The sequence below is a fragment of the Desertimonas flava genome (assembly GCF_003426815.1).
In the GTDB taxonomy this organism is placed as follows: domain Bacteria; phylum Actinomycetota; class Acidimicrobiia; order Acidimicrobiales; family Ilumatobacteraceae; genus Desertimonas; species Desertimonas flava.
Genome location: NZ_QKYK01000005.1, coordinates 1 through 15664 on the forward strand (window position 1 = coordinate 1; position 15664 = coordinate 15664).

A 15664-nucleotide genomic window follows, 5' to 3' on the forward strand; every position below is an offset into this window, starting at 1 on the left:
TCGGGATGCTCCTTGCGGAGCCGCTTGGCGATCTGTTCGGGCGACCACTTCTTCATGCGCAGCAAGGTGACGACTTCGTCCCACAGCCACGGCCGATCCTCGATCCACGACGGCTTGGACCGCTCAGCCCGTGCGTCGGCCTGGTCCTGAGCGACATAGGCCCGGTAGTGCTCACGGCCACCACCAGCCGCGATCTCACGGCCGATTGTTCCGCGATGTCGGCCGAGTCGGCGGGCGATCTGCGCGTCGGTCTCGTGACGCTCGATGCCAACGCGGATCTCCTCACGCTCAGCGAGCGTGAGCGCGTTCGGACGTGCTGTGCGTTGTCTCAACACGACAACAGCTTCCTCGTTGATACGACGCTGCAACGTGTTTCTCGAGATCCCCGCCATCGCTGCCGCCTCCGGCCGCGGGACCCCACGAGCGACCGCCGACAACGCCACAGCAACCCTCGACCGAGGAATCCTCGGACGCCCAATAGCTCCCATCACAACACCTCCAAGGCTGTGATGTCGCGACCACCGGTTGAGGCCAAGGTCACGATCCAGCCCCCGAAACATCTCCCACGAGCCGCGTCGGTTCAGTGCGCCGGGTCGGTGGCCCGCTGCCATCGGCGCGCCCAGGCGTCGAGCGGGGCGATCGCCTCGGCGACGTCGCGACCCAGGGGTGTGAGGAGGTAGCGGCGCTCGGCGTCCTGCTCGACGAGTGCCGCGTCGAGCAGTTCCACGAGCCGGGCCCGAAGCACGGCGGCCGAGATGCCGTCGCAGCGGGCGATCAGCTCACGGAACCCCACCGCTCCGTCGCGCAGCTCCCACAGGACCCGCAGCATCCAGCGGTGACCGAACAGGTCGAGGGCGGCCATGAGCGGGCGGCCGGTGGTGGAGCCGCGAACGGCGGTGCCGGGACGTGGCGAGCGAGACATCGACGGGTTCCTTCTCGAGGTGCGAGCTCAGGTAGGGATCTGTTTTCCAGAGCACTAGGGTGCTCGTGATGATTCTATTTCCAGATCACGCTTGGTACCGGGGAGCCGGACGATGACGCCGCGGATCGTCGCCGTCACGCCGCCCTACGAGCCCGACGTCGCCACCCAGCTGCAGTCGATGATGCCGCCTGGCGCCGAACCGATCGGGCTCTTCCGCACGTTCGTGCAGAACATGCCGATGACCCGGGCGATGGGCGGCTGGGGCGCCTACGAGCTCGGCCGCGGCCTCTCGCTCACCATGCGCCAGCGGGAGATCGTCATCGACCGCACGTGTGCCCGCTGCGGCTGCGAGTACGAGTGGGGCGTGCACGTGGCCTTCTTCGCCGAGCGCGTGCGACTGACGACCGAGCAGGTTCGCTCGATCACCCACGGCGGCCCGGCCGACGAGTGCTGGACCGAGCGGACCGAGGCGCTGTTGATGCGGGCGGTCGACGCGCTCCACGAGACGTCCGACATCGACGACACGCTGTGGGGCGAACTGGCCGGCGCGTTCACTGACGCCCAGCTCCTGGACCTGCTGCTGCTCTGCGGCTGGTACCACGCGATCAGCTTCGCCGGCCGCGCCGCGCGCGTCGCCCTCGAGCCGGGCGCGCCGCGCTTCGCCGACGTCGCCTGACACCGGATGACAGTGCCGGGCACCGTCCCCCGCCGCTCGGCTACGGGTTCGGCAGGCCGTAGCGCTCGTAGAGGCCGTCGCGCTCGCCGGGGGCGAGGCGCTTCTCGAAGTGCTGGTAGTCGACGACGCCGTCGGCGTCGAGCGTCCAGTGCCCGCCCCACGTCCACCCACGGTCGACGAGGAACTGCACGAGCGGGTGTCCGTCGGTGAGGGTGCCCGGCGCATCGGGGTCGAACGACGCCCCCTCGGGCTCGATCGTCTCGACAGGTCCGTCATCGGTGGCGCGCCGCCGGATGAACGGGTTCTGGCGGGTGTTGACGTCGAAGGCGAGACCGAAGGCGTGCATCGACAGCGACGGCCGGCCGGCGACGGTGCGGAAGTTGAAACCGCTCGAACAGTTGGCGGCCATCAGTCGCGGATCGTCCCAGCCGAACTCGCTGGCCCGCACGACCTGCTCGATCGGGAATCGGGTGTCGAGCGCGAGCCGGAAGAAGTCGGCGACGTCGTCGGCGACCGAGCGGTGCACCTCGAGCGTGCCCGTGTGCTCCGTCCCGTCGAACCCCACGTGTCGGACCTCGAGCACCTCCTGATCGGCGAGGAGTGCCGCCGGGCATGCGGAATCAGGATTGGCGAGGACAGCGTTCATGGGGGCTGAGCGCACGGTAGCCGACACCACCTAGATTCGGCGTCGTGCGCTTCTCCATCTGGCCGAGCTTGAACCAATCCTGGGCGGACGTCGTGGCCGTCACCCGCCACGCCGAGGCCACCGGGTGGGACCGGGCGTACGTCGCCGACCACTTCATGGTCGACGGTGAGACCGCCGACAGCGAGAAGCTGGCGACTGTCCACGAGGCGACCGCCGCGATCCCCGCGTTGGCAACGATCACCGATCGCATCGGGCTCGCCACGCTCGTCTTCGGCATCACCTACCGGCACCCGGCGGTGCTCGCCAACTGGGCGGCGACCGCGGACCACATCGCCGGCGGCCGCTTGGTGCTCGGCGTCGGAGCGGGCTGGCAGGAGAACGAGCACGAGCAGTACGGCATCGAGCTCGGCCGCCCCGGCGTCCGGATCGATCGTTTCGAGGAGGCGCTCACCGTGATCCGCAGCATCTTCACCCAGCGGGAGACGACGTTCGAGGGCCGGCACTATCAACTCACGCGGGCGATCGCCGAGCCCAAGCCGCTGCAGCAGCATCTACCCATCCTCATCGGCGGCAAGGGCGATCGCATGATGGGCGTCGTCGCCCGTCACGCCGACGAGTGGAACATGTGGGGGGTGCCCGCGCAGATCGCCGAGCGCCGCGCCGCACTCGACGCCGCCTGCGAGCGGATCGGTCGCGACCCGTCGTCGATCGCCACGTCGGCGCAGGCCCTGTGGTTCTTCATCGACGACGAGTCCAAGGGCGCGGCGATCGTCGAGCGAGTGGCCCCCCGGGCGGCCGTGGCCGGATCGGTCGAACGCCTCACCGAGCAGGTGGGAGCCTGGCGCGACGCGGGCGTCGACGAGATCATCGTCCCCGACTTCTCGCTCGGCACCGGGGCCGAACGCACCGACCGCATGGACACGATCATCGAGCAGATCGCCCCGCACTTCCGCTGAGCCGACAGCGGCGAACTGTGAACGGACAGCGCGGAAACCTGTCTCCGCTGCTCACAGCTCGCGTCTGGTACCGGCGGCCGCCCGGAAGTGTGAGCGGAGACGCGGAAAACCTGCGTTCAGGGCTCACACATCGGTAGTGGTGGCGCCGAGGGTCCAGGTGAACCGGTAGCGGCCGCCGTGGATCTTCCAGCGGTCGTGGGTGTCGGGACCACACGCCGCGGTGCCGAGGCCGCGATGGGCGACGTCGAGATGCACCCACGTCGCCTGCCGGGGCGGCAGTTCGTGGGCATGGCCCGCGGCGGTCAGTGCATCGGGCCCGTGTGGGAGGGCCGAGAAGGCGAGCGGACGGTCCCCGGCGATGCGGAGCGTGAGCGATCCCGTCGACAGCTCGAACCACTCGGTGTCGAGATGGAGGCCGTACTCCTGGGGGACGACGAACGGCACCTGCACGTCGCCGACCGATGCCGTCCAGCGGCCGTGGCGCGTCGCCGCGTGGCGGTCGGGATAGCTGTCGCCCGGCCCGCGCCCGAGCCACGACAGGTGGTCGAAGTCGGGGGGCAGCACGAGGAGGATCCCGACACGGGGGATGTCGGTCAGCGACCTCGGGATGTCGACCCGCTCGTCGAACTGCACCGATCCGTCGGGCAGACGCCGGATGCGCTGGCGATGCCCGACGACCTCCCCCGTCGCCAGCCGGTACCGGCGATCACGCGACACCGTGGCGCCGCGCCGCGTGAGCACCTCGTCGTCGGGCTCGGCCATCCGGTCGAGGCCCTGCGCCCGCCAACGCGCGGCCGCCGAGCCGGCCCACGCCGTGCCGGGCGGGTCGTCGTTGTCGGTCGGTGGCCGCCACAGCGACAACGATGGGGAGGCGACCGACATCCCCTCGACACCGAGCGCATCGTCGTGGACGTCGATCGGCACCACCGGCCGGCTGACCTGATGGCGTCGCCGATCCGGCTCCCCGTTGGGCACGTCGACGATGCAGAGCGCCGGCTCCCAGTCCTCGCTCGCCCACGCCGGTCGCTTGCCGCGGGCCGGCGCGAAGCGCACGGTCAGCGTGGCTCGACCGGGGCGACCCGGTGACGGAGCGGGCGAGTCGATGATCACCGACGACTGCGGGGCGATCGGCGGCAACTCGAGCGCCGACCATCCGGCGACCTTCTCGCCGTCGATCGCCAGCTTCCACCTCGCCTGGAGGTCGGAGAGATCGGTGAACCACCTCCGGTTCGTGATCCGCAGCCGACCGTCGCCGAGCCGCTCGCCGGCGACGGGCTGGGTGAGGGCGGCGAGCTCGAGCAGCAGCGGATGCGGGACCCGGTCCGGTGAGACGAGCCCGTCGCACACGAACGTGCCGTCGTGGTCGATCTCGCCGAAGTCGCCGCCGTACGCGAACCATTCAGTGATGCCGTCGACGCCGCGGCGGCGCAGGCCGTGATCGGCCCACTCCCACACGAAGCCACCCTGGAGCCCGTCCTCCACGCCGAACACGGCCCAGTAGTCGGCGAGCCCGCCGGCCTGGCCCATCGCGTGGTTGTACTCGCACAGGATCAGCGGCCGCCGGTCGCGGCTCGCGCCACCGACGCCGCCTTCGCGGCTCGCGCCACCGACGCCGCCTTCGCGGCTCGCGCCACCGACGCCGCCTTCGCGGCTCCAGCGCACGATGCGATCGACCGAGGCGTACATCGGGCAGACGATGTCGCTCGCCGGGGACGCGGCGTCGAGGTCGAGCGAGAAGCCGCCCTCGTAGTGGGTCGGACGCGACGGATCGACGCGCCGGATCCAGGCCGCCATCGCGTCGTGCGACGCTCCGTAGCCCGACTCGTTGCCGAGCGACCAGGCGATCACGCACGGGTGCGAGCGGTCGCGCAGCACCATCCGCATCCCCCGTTCGAGCATCGCCGCGGCGTACTGCGGGTCCTCGGCGACGGACCGCCACCGGGCGTGCGACTCGATGTTCGCCTCGTCCACCACGTACAGGCCGAGCTCGTCGCACAGGTCGTAGAGCGCCTCGCGGCTCGGATAGTGCGACGTGCGCACGGCGTTGACATGGTGGCGCTTCATCAACTCGAGGTCGCGGCGCAGATCGTCGACACTGACGACAGGTCCGGTGTCGGGGTGGATGTCGTGATGGTTGACGCCGTTGATCACGACCGCGATCCCATTGATCAGCAACCGGCGGTCGGCGATCTCGACCCGGCGGAAGCCGACGAGCTTGGTGCTGACGTCGACGACGGTGCCGGCGGCATCGCGCAGCTCGACGATCGCCCGGTAGCGCTGCGGCTGCTCGTGGTTCCAGGCGACGATGCCTGGCACCTCGACGCGCCCGCGCGCCCGATGGCCCGGCCAGGTGTAGGCGATGCGGTGGCGGTCGGGCTCGCCTTCGATCCAGCGAGGGACGGTGATGGTCGTCGTGGCCAGTCGCTTCGGTCTCGCTCCGAGGCGTACGTCGAGCGGTTCGACGACGATGGCGACCTGGTACTCGCCGGGGTCGAGCGTGTCAGCCGGAACGTCGAGGGCGATGTCGACGTCGAGCGTCCCCGTCGTCCCGTCGACGGCGAGCCCTGGCACGAGGGCGGCATCGGCGATCGACACGGGTCGCGGCACCGACAACAGCTCGACGGATCGGTGGAGCCCCGGCAGCCACCACTGGTCCTGGTCCTCGATCCAGGTCGCCGCGCTCCAGCGCGGCACGACGATCGTCACGTCGTTCTCGCCGGGGCGCAGCAGCGCCGAGACGTCGTACGTGGACGCCAGGTGGCTGTCGGTGCCGAACCCGGCGAACCGGCCGTTGACCCAGACGAAACCCATCGAGTTGGCGGCGCCCACCCGCAGCAGCGTGCGGCGGCGACGCCACCGGGCCGCCACGGTGAACGTGCGCCGGTAGACGCCGGTCGGGTTGTCCTCGGGCACGGACGGCGGGTGGCCGCCGAACGGCATCCGCACGTTCAGGTAGATGGGCCGGGCCCGGCTGTCGTCGCGCTGGAGCGGCCAGGCGCCGGGCACCAGGACGACTGACCATGGCTCGCCCTCGTTCGCCGACTCACCGCCGACCTCGGCGGGTCCGATGTCGTCGGGGTTGGCGAACTCACGGAACTGCCAGTCGCCGTCGAGCGAGCGCACCCACGACGACTCGCCGCGGCGAGCCTCATCGGCGTCGTCGAACGGATCGGCGGCGCCGGCCATGGGCAGCCGGCCGACACCGGTGGTACTCGGCCCCAGCCATCGGGACAGCGGGAACGGATCGGTGGTCATCGCGGCTCCTCGCGCTCGATCGGGTCTACGCCGGCGTCGTTGCGGCCCGCACGATGTCGGCGCCGGCGGCGGTGAGTGCCTCGGCGGCACCGGTGGGGATGGCGGCGTCGGTCACGACGACGTCGGCGGCGGAGAGCGGAGCGATCGTCGCCAGGCCCACCGTGCCCCACTTGGTGTGGTCGGCGATGACGACCAGACGCTCGGCGGCGGCTACGAACACCCGGTTCGTCTCGACCTCCATGAGATTCGGTGTGGTGAACCCAGCCCGTTCGGTCATGCCGTGCACCCCCATGAAGACCTGGTCGAGGTGGAGGCTGCGCAACGACTGCTCGGCGAGCGGGCCGACCAGCGCGTCGGACGGTGTGCGCACCCCACCCGTGAGCATCACGGTCTGATCGGGCCGCTCGAACGCCAGCAGCGTCTCGCAGATGCGCATCGAGTTGGTCACGACGACGAGATCGGCGACACCGCCGAGCTCGCGGGCGAGCCGCCACGTGGTGGTACCTGCGGTGAGACCGATCGCCGTGCCCGGCTGCACGAGCGCCGCCGCCGCGAGGGCGATGCCGGCCTTCTCGTCTTCCTGCTCGGTCAGCTTGGCCGCGAAGCCCGGCTCGCCGACGGTGGCCCGGGCGTCGCCGGGCAGCGTCGCACCGCCGTGCACCTTCCGCACGACGCCCTCGCTGGCGAGGGCGTCGAGGTCGCGCCGCACGGTCATGTCGCTGACGCCGAGGCGGTCGGTGAGCTCACTGACCCGCACCGATCCCTGGTTGGCGACGAGCTCGAGGATGAGGTCTCGGCGACGCCGGGCGAGCGGGCGGGAGGCGGACGTCACGGCGGCATGATGCCGCCCCCCACGTTGCCAAGTCAACAGAATCGATCAGATTTCGTAGGAAAACGTTTGATCCTGTGCGAATCCTCTTGACGTCTGACGTCTCGCGTGTGATCGTGTCGGAAAATGTGTCGCCGGGGGGCGGCACTCGACCCCAGGGGGAGCAGCTATGGCCCGTCACACCACCACCCGTCGTTCGCCGGCCCCGTCGGCGCATCCGCACTCGTCGCTGAGCCGCCGTCACTTCCTCGCCGGCAGCGGCGCGCTCGGCGCCGGTGTGCTGCTCGGTGGTTCGCGTCTTGCCGGGGCCGGTGGCCTCCCCGCTCGGGCACCGTCCGGCGGGCGCGCCCTGTCGGCGGCCACCGGGTCGCTCAGCATCGGCAGCAACTACTCCGACGACGTCCCCAAGGACGCGTTCCAGGCGGTCGTGGACGGGTTCCCCAACGCCGACGTCGACATCAGCATCAACACCGTCGATCACAACTCGTTTCAGGAGAACATCACCAACTACCTCCAGCAGCCCGACGACGTGATGACCTGGTTCGCCGGGTATCGCCTGCGGTACTTCGCCGCCCAGGGCCTGCTGTCGCCCATCAGCGACGTGTGGGAGGGCGTCACCAACATCGGCGACAACTTCAAGGCCGCCAGCACCGGCGACGACGGCGAGCAGTACCTGATCCCCTTCTACAACTATCCGTGGGCCGTGCACTACAAGCCGAGCGTGTTCGAGGAGAACGGGTGGGCGATCCCCACCACGCTCGAGGAGCTCACCGCGTTGGCCGACGAGATGCAGGCCGGCGGCGTGACGCCGTTCTCGCTCGGCAACGACGGCAAGTGGCCGGCGATGGGCACGTTCGACATCCTCAACATGCGCATCAACGGCTACCAGTTCCACGTCGACCTGATGGCCGGCAACGGCGACTGGACCAGCGATGAGGTGAAAACGGTGTTCGCCGAGTGGGAGAAGCTCCTGCCCTATCACCAGAGCGGCGCCAACGGCCGCACGTGGCAGGAGGCCGCCCAGTCCCTGAAGTCCGGCGAGACCGGCATGATGCTGCTCGGCACGTTCGTCAGCGAGCAGTTCGTCGACGATCTGGACGACCTCGACTTCTTCCCGTTCCCCGAGGTCAACGCCGATCACGGCACCGACTCGATCGACGCGCCGATCGACGGCTTCATGCTCGCCGCCGACCCCGACAACGAGGCCGCGGCGAAGGAGTTCCTCGCCTATCTCGCCACGGGCGAGGCGCAGATCACGTTCCTCACCGCGAACCCCGGCTCGGTGGCGGTGGCCGACGACGCCGACACGTCGGGCTACACGGCGCTCCAGCAGAAGTCGGCCGAGCTGATCGCCGGCACGGCCAACATCGCCCAGTTCCTCGACCGCGATACCAACCCCGAGTTCGCCTCCAACGTGATGGGTGACGCCCTCGCCGACTTCATCGCCGATCCGGGGTCGATCGACTCGATCCTCTCGGACGTCGAGGAGCGCAAGGGTGTGATCTTCGCCGACGGCTGAGTCCGCGCGAACTCCCTTCGATGAGTCTCCAGCCCTTGCCGTCCCGGTCCCGTCGCGCCCGACGGGGCCGGGGCGTCGCCCAGTTCTCGCGCGGTGACCGCCTCGCCCTGATCCTGCTGATCGGCATCCCCACGCTGGTCCACGTGGCGTTCGTGTGGTTCCCGGCACTCTCCACCGTGGTGCTGTCGTTCACCGACTGGAACGGCATCTCCGGCGTGGCCGACATCCGCTTCGTCGGCTTCCGCAACTACTGGGAGATCTTCACGATCTTCGAGAAGGACGTGTGGTCCGCGGCGATCAACAACGGCGTGCTCGTCGTGTTCCTGTTCATCGCGCCGACGGCGCTCGGCGTGCTGTTCGCCTACCTCCTCGACAAGAACCTGCGGGGTGGCGCCGTCTACCAGAGCATCTTCTACCTGCCGGTGGTGCTGTCACTGGCCGTCGTCGGGTTCATCTGGAAGAGCGTGATGTACTCGCCCAAGCAGGGCGTGTTCTCCACGCTGCTCGGTCGTACCGATCCGGCCAACCAGATCGACTGGCTCGGCGACCGCACGCACCTCGTGTCGATCGGCGAGTACGGGGTGTCGAAGAACTTCGCGGCGATCCTCATCGCCATCGCCTGGCGCCACGTCGGCTACATCATGGTCCTCTATCTCGCCGGGCTGAAGAGCGTCGACCCCGCGCTGCGCGAAGCGGGATCGATCGACGGCTGCAACGAGTGGCAGGCCTTCCGCCACATCATCTTCCCGGCGATGAAGCCGATCAACGTGGTGGTCGGGGTGATCACCGTGATCGAGGCGCTGCGCGCCTTCGACATCGTGTTCGCCCTCAAGTCACCACGGGGCATGGAACTGCTGTCGATCCTCGTCACCGACAACCTGATCGGCGAGGGCGGCGGGAACGCGGGGCGCGGGTCGGCGTACGGGGTGATCCTCCTGCTCCTGTGCGTCGGGTTCATCATCTGGTACCTGTCGAACCACCTGCGCCGCGAACGAGCCGAGCGATGAGGGCGGGGATGGTCGCCCCCGCCGTCGTGCCGGTCCCGAAGGTGCCGCGGTCGCGCCAGGCACGGGTCCGGCGCGCCACGCTCCACGCGTTCTTGATCGTGATGGCGATCGGCTGGCTGGTGCCGATCGGCGGAGCGATCTACTCGTCGCTGCGGCCGTACGAGGAGACCTCTGAGAAGGGCTTCATCTCGCTACCCGACACCCTCACACTGCAGAACTACCGCGACGCCTGGAACCAGGGTGAGATGAGCCACCACTACTGGGTGACCGCGCTGATCGTCATCCCGTCGGTGCTGATCACCCTGCTGTTCGCCAGCTTCGTCGCCTTCGGCGTCAGCCGGTTCACCTGGCGCTTCAACCTCGCACTGCTGTTGCTGTTCACGGCCGGCAACCTGCTGCCTCCGCAGGTGCTCGCCCAGCCGCTGTTCCAGATGTACAAGCGCATCCCGCTGCCCGGGTTCCTCAGCGACACCGGGTACCTGCTCGGGAGCACCGTCGGCCTGATCATCGTGCACGTGGCGTTCCAGGCCGGATTCTGTACGTTCGTGCTCAGCAACTACATGAAGACGCTGCCCGACGAGATCGGTGAGGCCGCCAAGATCGATGGCGCGGGAGTGCTGCGCCAGTTCTTCCAGATCATCCTTCCCCTGTGCAAGCCCGCTCTCGCCGCCCTCGCCACCCTCGAGTTCACGTGGGTGTTCAACGACTTCTTCTGGGCAGTGCTGCTCGAGAACCAGGGGGCCGACCGGCCGATCACCTCGTCGCTGGCCAACCTCGGTGGGCAGTTCTTCACCAACGACAACCTCGTCGCGGCCGGGTCGATGCTGGTCGCCTTCCCGACGCTCGTCGTGTATCTCCTGCTCCAGCGTCAGTTCATCGGTGGGCTGACCCTCGGGTCCTCGAAAGGCTGACGATGTTTCGTCCTCGGCGAGCATCGCTTCGCTCGCTCGCCTGCGGCGAGGTCTTTCGAGCGGCTTCGCCGCACCCAGCTTCTCTCGGCGGGGCGAGCAAGCTCGCCTGGCCCGCCGAATCAGGGGGCGACTGCCCCCTGAAACCCCCGACGGAGTCCGTCCGTGACGAGGGGGCCGACCGGTCGTCATTCCGCGCGAGTGCGATGGGGATGGGCATGCCGTGATCCACCACGTGATCTCGGGGGCGAGCAGCCTCGTCGTCGACACCTCGAGCGGACCACCCGAGGTCGTCTACTGGGGCCGGGCGCTCGACGGCGCCGACAGCGAGGCGCTGGCCGTGGCATCGTCGGCCGCCCGCCCACCGGCGACGGCCGGCGCGCTCGACACCGTCGCGCCCGTCGCCATCGTCGCCGAGCACGGCAGCGGCTTTCCCGGCCACCCGGGCATCCTCGGCAGCCGGGCCGACGGCACGGCGTGGGCGCCGCGGTTCGCCACGATCGACGAGCAGTCGATCGGCACCGATCGCGTCGTCATCACGTGTCGCGACGACACCGCCGAACTCCAACTGACCCACGAGATCGAGGCGACGGCCGGCGGCGGTCACCGCGTCCGGGCCGTCCTCACCAACACCGCCGGCACCGAGTACCGGCTCGACGAGCTGTCGATCAGCGTCGCCGTCCCGCCCCACGCCGGCGAGCTGATCACGTTCCACGGCCGCTGGTGCCGGGAGCTCCACCCGCAGCGCCGCCCGTTCGGGCCCGGAGCTGTCGTGGCCGAGAACCGCCGCGGCCGCACCTCACACGAGCACCCCCCGCTCGTGTGGGCGGGCACGGCGGGGTTCGGCGAGCACCAAGGCGAGGTGTGGGGCGCCCACCTGGCGTGGAGCGGCAACAGTCGGCTGTCGGCCGAGCGGCTCCCCGACGGGCGCTGCCGGTTCCAGCTCGGCGAGCTGCTCCATCCCGGTGAGATCGTCCTCGGCCCCGGCGAGTCCTACGCCACGCCGTGGGTCGTGCTCGCCGGCAGCGACCTCGGGCTGACGCCGGCGAGCCGCGTGTTCCACGGCTACGTGCGATCGCTGCCGGCCCACCGGGACGCGCCTCGACCCGTGACGCTGAACGTGTGGGAGGCGGTCTACTTCGACCACGACCTCGACCGGCTCACCGCCCTCGCCGAGCGGGCGGCCGAGGTCGGTGTCGAGCGTTTCGTGCTCGACGACGGCTGGTTCGGCAGCCGCCGCGACGACACCAGCGGTCTCGGCGACTGGTGGGTGTCGCCCGACGCCCATCCCGACGGGCTCGGACCGCTGATCGAGCGGGTGCGTTCGCTCGGCATGTCGTTCGGCCTCTGGGTCGAGCCGGAGATGGTGAACCCCGACAGCGACCTCTACCGCGCCCACCCCGACTGGACGTTGACCACCAGCGGCTACGAGCCGGTCCTCGGGCGCCACCAGTTGGTGCTCGACGTCGCACGGGAGGACGCCTTCGCCGAGATCCTCGGCCGGCTCGACACGATCCTCACCGATCACGACATCGACTACGTGAAGTGGGACATGAACCGCGACCACGTGCAGGGCAGCGGGGCCGACGGCCGGGCCGGGACCCATCGCCAGACGCTGGCGTTCTACCGGCTGCTCGACGAGCTGCGCGCCCGCCACCCGGCTGTCGAGTTCGAGAGCTGCTCGTCGGGCGGGGCGCGGATCGACCACGCGATCCTCGAACGCACGGCCCGCGTCTGGACGAGCGACTGCAACGACGCGTTCGAGCGCCAGACGATCCAGCGGTGGGCATCGACGTTCGTCCCGCTGGAGGTGCTTGGCGCCCATGTCGGGCCGCCCACGGCCCACACGACCGGCCGCACGCACACGCTGGCGTTCCGCGCGGCAACGGCGCTGTTCGGCCACTTCGGCGTGGAGTGGAATCTGCTCGACGCGTCCGACGACGAGCGCGCCGAGCTCGCCGACTGGATCGCCCTGTACCGCCGGCACCGGCACCTCCTCCACCACGGCGACGTGCTGCGCATCGACCTCGGGGCCACGGGCGGGCATGCCGTGGCTCACGGCGTGCTCGCCGCCGGTCGCGCCGAGGCGTTGGTCGCTTACGTGCAGCTGACGACCGCCCCCTCGCTCGCACCCTTGCCGCTGCGGATCCCCGAGCTCGAGCTCGCCCGGCGCTATCGGGTCGTCGTCGCCGCACCGTTGAAGGCGGCGCGCTGGCTGACGCGCGACCGTCTCCCCGTGGTCGACGGAATCGAGCTCACCGGCCACCAGTTGGCCACCCACGGCCTCCGGCTCCCCGTCGCCGGACCGGAATCGGCCATCCTCCTCCACATCGGGGCCGTGGTGTGACCGCCCCGACCGACGCCCAGCCGGGCGAGATGGTCCGCCACGACGTCGTCCACCCCGACGGCCGGCAGTTCCACCTCTACGGGCGCGTCGATCCGGCGACGCTGCGCGCCATCGCCGACGCCCCGGTGGCGAGCGGCTACGACGTGACGCACCTGCACCGCCGCTTCGACCGCCTCACCGGAACCTGGGTGCTCGTCTCGCCAGCCCGCAACGTACGCCCCAGCGCCACCACGTCGGGCGACGCCGCACCGGCGTGCCCGCTGTGCCCCGGAGGCCCGGAGCTGCCTGGCCGATTCGACCTCGCCGTGTTCGACAACCGCTTCCCCTCGCTCGCCCCCGACGCGCCGACGCCCGCGACCTCGCCGTGGTGGTCGGCCGAGCTGGTCGGCGCTTCTCGGGGCCGGTGTCAGGTGGTCGTCTACACGTCCGATCACGTCACCGATCTCGCCGATCTGTCGCTCGATCAGCTCGCCGGCGTCGTCGCCGTGTGGCGGGAGCGGACGGCCTCGCTCTGGGACGAGGGCCATCGCTACGTGATGGCGTTCGAGAACCACGGCAGCGAGGTGGGGGCCACGCTTCCCCACCTCCACGGCCAGATCTACGCCCTCGACCACCTCCCACCGGCCGTCGTCGGCAAGCTCGACGCCCACCGCGATCACCGGGAGCGCCACGGCAGCTGCCTCGGCTGCACGCTCGTCGACGAGGACATCCGCAGCGTTCGCGTCGTGCACGAGAACGAGCACTTCCTCGCCGCCGTGCCCTTCGCCGCGCGCTGGCCGTACGAGGTGCAGATCCGGGCCAAGGCACACGGCATCGGCCGATTGGGCGATCTCGACGACGACGCGGCCGCCGGTCTGGTCTCCGCCATCGCCGACGTCGTCGCCCGCTACGACGGCCTCTGGGGGTTCGAGCTCCCCTATCTGATGGCGGTCCAGGAGGCTCCCGGTGACGATGGCGGCGACTGGCACCTGCACGTCGAACTGCTGCCGCCGCATCGCAACGCCGAGCGGCTCAAGGTGCGAGCGAGCGTGGAGACGGCGCTCGGGGTGTTCATCAACGACACGGCGCCGGAGGAGACCGCCGCCGCCCTCGCCGCACTGGTCGGGCGCCGTGGCGACGTCACGATCCCGACGATCGTGCAGGCACGATGACCACTGGCGCGCCGGCCGTCGCCGCTCGCGCTCCGGGGCGGGTGAACCTGATCGGCGACCACACCGACTACACGGGCGGCCTGTGCTTCCCGATGGCGATCGATCGGCACATCGACATCGCCGGTTCGCCGGCAGCCGGCGTCGTGCGGTTGACGACGCCGGGGGAGCCCGACGCCGTCGTGCCCCTCGACGTGACCGACCCCGCCGCGCAGAGCCCGGAGTGGGCGCGGTACGTGGCGGGGGTGGTCAGCCAGCTCCGGCCGAGCGTCGGCTTCGCCGGCACCGTCACGAGCACCCTGCCGGCCGGCGCCGGACTCTCGTCGAGCGCCGCGCTCGAGGTGGCCGTCGCCCTCGTCCTCGGCGCCGACGGCACCGATCCGGTCGCCCTCGCCCGTCTCTGCCAGGCCGCCGAGCACGCGGCACGCGGCGTACCCACCGGCCTCCTCGACCAGCTGGCGTGCATCGGCGGCGTCGCCGGTCACGGGCTGCTGATCGACTGTCGGGCCCTGACGACGACACCCGTACCGCTCCCGCCCACTGACGAGGCGGAGTGGCTGGTCGTCTTCACCGGCGCCCGATCGCTGGCTGCCTCGCAGTACACGACGCGCGTCGCCGAGCTGGCCGCGGTCGAGCAGGAGATCGGCCCGGTGCGCGATGCGTCGGCCGACGACGTCGCCGGCTTGCGCGATCCGGTGCTGCGGTCCCGGGCTCGCCACGTGGTGTCGGAGAACGCGCGGGTCGCGGCGTTCGCCGAGTCGATCGCCGCCGGCGACGTCGTCGCGGCGGGAGCCCTGATGTCCGACAGCCACCGCAGCCTCCGCGACGACTACCAGTCGTCGGCGCCTCACGTCGACGTGCTGTGCGCCCGCCTCGACGCCACCCCCGGGGTGCTCGGGTCGCGCATCACCGGCGGCGGCTGGGGCGGCGCCGTCGTGGCCCTCACCCGCCCCGGCGCCGTCGACGCGACGGCGGTGGCGGCGGTGGCCGGAACAGGCACGCGGCACGACGCCGCCGCCTGGTACGTCCACCCCTCCCCCGGCGCCCACCTCCTCGACCACCCGGAAAACTGATTCTCAGGCGTCAGACGTCGCGATTTCGCGACGTATGACGCCTGAGAGTCGCGTTTTCGGTCGCGTTTCCGGGCGCTTCCGTAGGGCTGAACGCTGGAAGTGCATACGGAATGGGCCGCTGGCAGGTCGTTGGGTCGGCACTTCCGCTCGGCGGGTCGCACCTCACTGCAGGTTGCGCTCTTTCGCCAGTCACGGCTGCTGCTCCGAAGGTGAGGTGATCGACATCGGTGGCCGGGTCCGAGTTGGAGCCCGTCGAGAATCTGGGGCTCGATCGTGCCACTCGGTGATCGGGGGCTCGATCGTGTCGGAAACCGTCACGTGCGTTCTTGCAGCGGATCCCTCACGGGTGTCGCGGGGCATCCCTCACGGTGACCGCCG

At 70.5% G+C, this 15664-nt stretch carries 13 protein-coding genes; 8 read left to right on the top strand and 5 right to left on the bottom strand.

All coding sequences use genetic code 11. The features are described 5' to 3' along the window. Positions 1-392 (bottom strand): helix-turn-helix domain-containing protein (locus DN771_RS07965; protein ID WP_205528482.1); only part of this gene is annotated, 392 nt, incomplete at its 3' end. 188 nt (positions 393-580) lie between these two features. Continuing rightward, positions 581-922: a winged helix-turn-helix transcriptional regulator gene (locus DN771_RS07970; protein WP_116996834.1), complete on the bottom strand. Its 342-nt coding sequence runs from the start codon at positions 920-922 to the stop codon at positions 581-583. Between the two features lie 112 nt (positions 923-1034). On the opposite strand from DN771_RS07970, the gene DN771_RS07975 reads away from it, so the two are divergent. After that, a complete protein-coding gene (locus DN771_RS07975) occupies positions 1035-1598 on the top strand; it encodes a carboxymuconolactone decarboxylase family protein (RefSeq protein ID WP_162941692.1) in 564 nt (187 codons plus the stop codon). 40 nt (positions 1599-1638) lie between these two features. On the opposite strand, the gene DN771_RS07980 is transcribed toward DN771_RS07975, so the two are convergent. Then, positions 1639-2244, bottom strand: a complete 606-nt coding sequence (locus tag DN771_RS07980) for a M15 family metallopeptidase (protein WP_116996835.1) — start codon at positions 2242-2244, stop codon at positions 1639-1641. A 44-nt stretch (positions 2245-2288) separates the two neighbouring features. Here DN771_RS07980 and DN771_RS07985 point away from each other — a divergent pair, with 44 nt between their 5' ends. Then, positions 2289-3200, top strand: coding sequence for an LLM class flavin-dependent oxidoreductase (locus DN771_RS07985; RefSeq protein WP_116996836.1), 912 nt, complete (start codon positions 2289-2291; stop codon positions 3198-3200). A 123-nt stretch (positions 3201-3323) separates the two neighbouring features. Here the strand turns inward: DN771_RS07985 and DN771_RS07990 are convergent, their stop codons facing one another. Continuing rightward, a complete protein-coding gene (locus tag DN771_RS07990) occupies positions 3324-6455 on the bottom strand; it encodes a glycoside hydrolase family 2 TIM barrel-domain containing protein (protein WP_116996837.1) in 3132 nt (1043 codons plus the stop codon). Between the two features lie 25 nt (positions 6456-6480). After that, complete coding sequence (locus DN771_RS07995; RefSeq protein WP_116996838.1) at positions 6481-7287, bottom strand: DeoR/GlpR family DNA-binding transcription regulator; 807 nt, start codon at positions 7285-7287, stop codon at positions 6481-6483. 166 nt (positions 7288-7453) lie between these two features. Between DN771_RS07995 and DN771_RS08000 the strand changes: the two genes are divergently transcribed. From DN771_RS08000 to DN771_RS08025, 6 genes are all read left to right on the top strand, one after another. Continuing rightward, positions 7454-8803, top strand: coding sequence for an extracellular solute-binding protein (locus DN771_RS08000; RefSeq protein ID WP_116996839.1), 1350 nt, complete (start codon positions 7454-7456; stop codon positions 8801-8803). A 20-nt stretch (positions 8804-8823) separates the two neighbouring features. After that, complete coding sequence (locus DN771_RS08005; RefSeq protein WP_116996840.1) at positions 8824-9810, top strand: carbohydrate ABC transporter permease; 987 nt, start codon at positions 8824-8826, stop codon at positions 9808-9810. Further along, positions 9807-10721: a carbohydrate ABC transporter permease gene (locus tag DN771_RS08010; protein WP_205528483.1), complete on the top strand. Its 915-nt coding sequence runs from the start codon at positions 9807-9809 to the stop codon at positions 10719-10721. The genes DN771_RS08005 and DN771_RS08010 overlap by 4 nt, the downstream gene beginning before the upstream one ends. A 220-nt stretch (positions 10722-10941) precedes the next feature. Next, the gene (locus DN771_RS08015; protein ID WP_116996842.1) at positions 10942-13065 is read left to right on the top strand and encodes an alpha-galactosidase; all 2124 of its coding nucleotides are present in this window, start codon (positions 10942-10944) and stop codon (positions 13063-13065) included. Beyond that, positions 13062-14216 (top strand): galactose-1-phosphate uridylyltransferase, encoded by a 1155-nt coding sequence (gene galT / locus DN771_RS08020; protein WP_116996843.1) that lies wholly within the window; start codon positions 13062-13064, stop codon positions 14214-14216. Before DN771_RS08015 ends, galT begins: the two co-directional genes overlap by 4 nt. Then, positions 14213-15286, top strand: a complete 1074-nt coding sequence (locus tag DN771_RS08025) for a galactokinase (protein WP_116996844.1) — start codon at positions 14213-14215, stop codon at positions 15284-15286. Before galT ends, DN771_RS08025 begins: the two co-directional genes overlap by 4 nt. The last annotated feature ends 378 nt before the right edge of the window (positions 15287-15664 follow it).

Coding starts and splice junctions, on each gene's coding strand:
- DN771_RS07970 (WP_116996834.1), bottom strand. CDS start 922: ATGTCTCGCTCGCCACGTCCCGGCACCGCCGTTCGCGGCTCCACCACC.
- DN771_RS07975 (WP_162941692.1), top strand. CDS start 1,035: ATGACGCCGCGGATCGTCGCCGTCACGCCGCCCTACGAGCCCGACGTC.
- DN771_RS07980 (WP_116996835.1), bottom strand. CDS start 2,244: ATGAACGCTGTCCTCGCCAATCCTGATTCCGCATGCCCGGCGGCACTC.
- DN771_RS07990 (WP_116996837.1), bottom strand. CDS start 6,455: ATGACCACCGATCCGTTCCCGCTGTCCCGATGGCTGGGGCCGAGTACC.
- DN771_RS08000 (WP_116996839.1), top strand. CDS start 7,454: ATGGCCCGTCACACCACCACCCGTCGTTCGCCGGCCCCGTCGGCGCAT.
- DN771_RS08005 (WP_116996840.1), top strand. CDS start 8,824: ATGAGTCTCCAGCCCTTGCCGTCCCGGTCCCGTCGCGCCCGACGGGGC.
- DN771_RS08010 (WP_205528483.1), top strand. CDS start 9,807: ATGAGGGCGGGGATGGTCGCCCCCGCCGTCGTGCCGGTCCCGAAGGTG.
- DN771_RS08025 (WP_116996844.1), top strand. CDS start 14,213: ATGACCACTGGCGCGCCGGCCGTCGCCGCTCGCGCTCCGGGGCGGGTG.